At 72.0% G+C, this 3,681-nt stretch carries 4 protein-coding genes; all 4 read left to right on the top strand.

Going from position 1 to position 3,681, the window contains the following annotated elements; genetic code table 11:
* The first annotated feature begins 223 nt into the window (after positions 1 to 223).
* Positions 224 to 1,465, top strand: coding sequence for a L,D-transpeptidase (locus H5J30_RS21815; RefSeq protein ID WP_181789080.1), 1,242 nt, complete (start codon positions 224 to 226; stop codon positions 1,463 to 1,465).
* Positions 1,466 to 1,575: 110 nt separating this feature from the next.
* The gene (locus H5J30_RS21810) at positions 1,576 to 2,343 is read left to right on the top strand and encodes an enoyl-CoA hydratase/isomerase family protein (RefSeq protein WP_181789079.1); all 768 of its coding nucleotides are present in this window, start codon (positions 1,576 to 1,578) and stop codon (positions 2,341 to 2,343) included.
* A gap of 271 nt (positions 2,344 to 2,614) precedes the next feature.
* Positions 2,615 to 3,196 (top strand): ATP-binding protein, encoded by a 582-nt coding sequence (locus tag H5J30_RS21805; RefSeq protein ID WP_181789078.1) that lies wholly within the window; start codon positions 2,615 to 2,617, stop codon positions 3,194 to 3,196.
* A gap of 34 nt (positions 3,197 to 3,230) precedes the next feature.
* Positions 3,231 to 3,681: PaaI family thioesterase (locus H5J30_RS21800; protein ID WP_181789077.1), on the top strand; the 451-nt coding region annotated here is incomplete at its 3' end.

Here is a 3,681-nt window from a genome sequence, read left to right as displayed (position 1 = left end):
GCGGAAGAGGAGGTCATCGGGTTGCAGTGTCACCCGGCGGCCCTCGCGGCGCCACCGGATTATCGCGCCGCAAGCGCCTGCGGAGCGCGTACCAGTTGGGACCGAACGGTGACAATCGCGCGGAGTCACTCGCCTGTGGCTGGGGATACCTTGAACGCAAAGGCGCGGTGTGACCATGCGCGGGGGAAGTCTGGCTCGGTGTGGCCGAGGGGAGATTGCGGCGTTGAAGGTGGAGCGGATACGAAGGGGACGTACCCGGCACAGCCTGGCGGCGCTGCTGTCCGGCGCCGTGCTCGTCCTGGTGGCGGCGTGCGGCGGGTCCGACGGCGGGGGCGGCGACGGGGACAAGGGCGGCTCGGGGGGTTCGGGCGGCTCGGGCGGTGACGAGCAGAAGGTCTCGCAGGCGGTCGTCGAGATCACGCCGAAGGACGGCGCCGACGCGGTCGGCACCGAGGGCGGGCTGAAGGTGACCGCGGCCAAGGGCAAGCTCGTCTCCGTGAAGGTGACGGACGAGAAGGGCGCCGAGGTCGAGGGCGAGATCTCCAAGGGCGGCGGCGCGTGGAAGCCGGCCGGCCACCTGCGTACGCAGACCAAGTACAAGGTGCACGCCGTCGCGCAGGACGCCGATGGACTGGAGGCCGCCAAGGACACCACGTTCACCACCGTCGTGCCGGAGAACACCTTCATCGGCCACTTCACGCCCGAGGACGGCAGCACCGTCGGCGTCGGCATGCCGGTGTCGCTCAACTTCAACCAGCCGATCGAGAACATGGCGGAGGTCGAGGAGGCCGTCGAGGTCACCGCCGACCCCGACGTGGAGATCGAGGGCCACTGGTTCGGCAACCAGCGCCTGGACTTCCGCCCCGAGCAGTACTGGGCGCCCGGCACCGAGGTGACGCTGAGCCTGCGCCTCGACGGCGTCGAGGGCGCGGACGGCGTCTACGGCGAGCAGCACAAGGACATCGGCTTCGAGATCGGCCGGCGCCAGGTGAGCACGGTCGACGCCGACACCAAGAAGATGAAGGTCGAGCGGCACGGCGCGGTCGTCAAGACCATCCCGGTGACCACGGGTGCGCCGTCCACGCCGACCTGGAACGGCAAGATGGTGATCACCGAGCAGCTCGACGTCACCAGGATGGACGGCGAAACGGTCGGCTTCGGCGGCGAGTACGACATCAAGGACGTACCGCACGCGCAGCGCCTGTCCACCTCCGGCACGTTCATCCACGGCAACTACTGGTCGGGGCAGGCCACCTTCGGCTCGGCCAACGCCAGCCACGGCTGCATCGGCCTGTACGACGTCCGCGGCGGCGGCGACAAGTCGACGCCCGGCTCCTGGTTCTTCCGCAACTCCCTGATCGGCGACGTGGTCGAGGTCAAGAACGCCAAGGACGAGGTCATCGCCCCGGACAACGGCCTCAACGGCTGGAACATGTCCTGGCAGGAGTGGACCGCGGAGCAGTAACCGAAGACGGCGGTGCCGTCCGGCCGGTCCGGACGGCCCTCCCGCGGGGCCCGGTGTGTGAGCAAGCGCACCGGGCCCCGCGGCGTTAATGAGCGCTAACGTGTGGTGCCATGACTGCATACCTGGAGGTCGCCGAGGGCGTCGGTACGCTGCGCCTGGACCGCCCGCCCATGAACGCCCTGGACATCGCCGTCCAGGACCGTATCCGCGAACTCGCCGCCGAGGCGGCCGGCCGCGACGACGTACGCGCCCTGGTGGTGTGGGGCGGCGAGAAGGTCTTCGCGGCCGGCGCCGACATCAAGGAGATGCAGGCGATGGACCACGCGGCCATGGTCGCGCGCGGCCGCGGGCTGCAGGAGTCCTTCACGGCGCTGGCGCGGGTGCCGAAGCCCGTCGTCGCCGCGGTCAACGGGTACGCCCTGGGCGGCGGCTGCGAGCTGGCGCTCTGCGCCGACATCCGGATCGCCGGCGAGGGCGCGAAGCTGGGGCAGCCGGAGATCCTGCTCGGGCTGATCCCGGGGGCGGGCGGCACGCAGCGGCTCGCCCGGCTGGTCGGGCCCTCGCGGGCCAAGGACCTGATCTTCACGGGCCGGATGGTCAAGGCCGGCGAGGCGCTGGCGATGGGGCTCGTCGACCGCGTGGTGCCCGACGCGGAGGTCTACGAGCAGGCGCACGCCTGGGCCGCCCGGCTGGCCAAGGGGCCCGCGATGGCGCTGCGGGCGGCGAAGGAGTCGGTGGACCACGGTCTTGAGGCGGACCTGGAGACGGGGCTCGCGCTGGAGCGGAGCTGGTTCGCGGCGCTCTTCGCCACCGAGGACCGGGAGACCGGGATGCGCAGCTTCGTGGAGAAGGGCCCGGGGAAGGCGGAGTTCCGCTGAGCCCGCCCGGCGGGCTCCTGCCGGAGGCGACGCTCCGTGACCACTACCCCCGCCCGGGGGTAGCGGGCGCCGGAAGCAAGACTTCGGTGATTCGGGTGTTTTGGGGCCGCGCGGGCACCGTTCGCCAGGTTGTTTACGCAGTTCAGAGGGGTGTCGTCGCGCCGTTATCGCGCTGGCATATGCCTCTGGATGCTCACGGAATGTAGGCTTCAGCAGGACTTGTTGGCGCGGAAATGCTCCCAAAGCCGTCCGCCCGCGCCATCATGAGGCCATGGCGGGCCTTGAGGACATCCAGCAACTCCACCGGGAACAGCCGGCGCATCCGGAGGCCCTCGCCGTACGGCGGCCGCGCAGGTCCCTGCTGCGCCCGCTGCCGTCGCCCGCCTACCGGCGCTTCCCCACCACCGCCCCGGCCGACGAGGGCGAGCGGGCGGCCCCCGGCCCCATCGAGCTGTGGGGCAACCCGGCCGTCGGCGAGGTGCAGCTGCCCTCGCGGCCCGAGTCCGCCGGGACCGCCCGCCGGCTCGCCGAGGCGGTCGTCGTGGGCCACTGGGGGATGTCGCCGCGGTTCGCGGAGCACGCCGTCCTGCTGGTCTCCGAGCTGGTCGGCAACGCCGTACGGCACACCGGGGCGCGCACGTTCGGGCTGCGCATGTCGCGGCGGCGCGGCCGGATCCGGATCGAGGTGCGCGACCCCTCGCGCGCGCTGCCGTGCCTGATGCCCGTACGCGACATGGACACCAGCGGGCGCGGGCTGTTCCTGATCGACCAGGTCGCGGACCGCTGGGGCGTGGACCTGCTGCCGCGCGGCAAGTGCACCTGGGTCGAGCTGAAGATGCCGGAGCGCGGGTAGGAGCGCAGCTCAACAGCCGTTACCGTGGGGTCACATGACGGACCTCGGGATCGACTTCGCGCAGAAGGTGCTCGACGAGCAGCCGTTCAGCAGGCTGCTCGGCGCCCGGATCACCGCGTTCGCGAACGGCGCCGCGACGCTGGAGGTGGACATCCGGGACGACCTGCGCCAGCAGTTCGGCTACGCGCACGGCGGGCTGCTCGCCTACGCCGCCGACAACGCGCTGACGTTCGCCGCCGGCACGGTCCTGGGCCCGGCCGTCCTCACCGGCGGCTTCTCCGTCCAGTACCTGCGGCCGGCGCGGGACGGCACGCTGCGGGCCGAGGCGTACGTGGTGCACGCGGGCCGGCGCCAGGCGGTCTGCCGCTGCGACATCTACGTGGTCGCGAGGCACACCGAAGACGCAGAAACCGCGGCAGACGCAGCAGGCTCCGCGGACACCGGAAGCGCCGCGGACGGCGCGGGCGGCGAGGGCGGCGCCGAGC

The organism is Streptomyces phytophilus (assembly GCF_013870535.1).
Lineage (GTDB): Bacteria > Actinomycetota > Actinomycetes > Streptomycetales > Streptomycetaceae > Streptomyces > Streptomyces phytophilus.
Note: the sequence above shows the minus strand (reverse complement) of the source record. Positions and strands in the feature narration are given on the sequence as shown.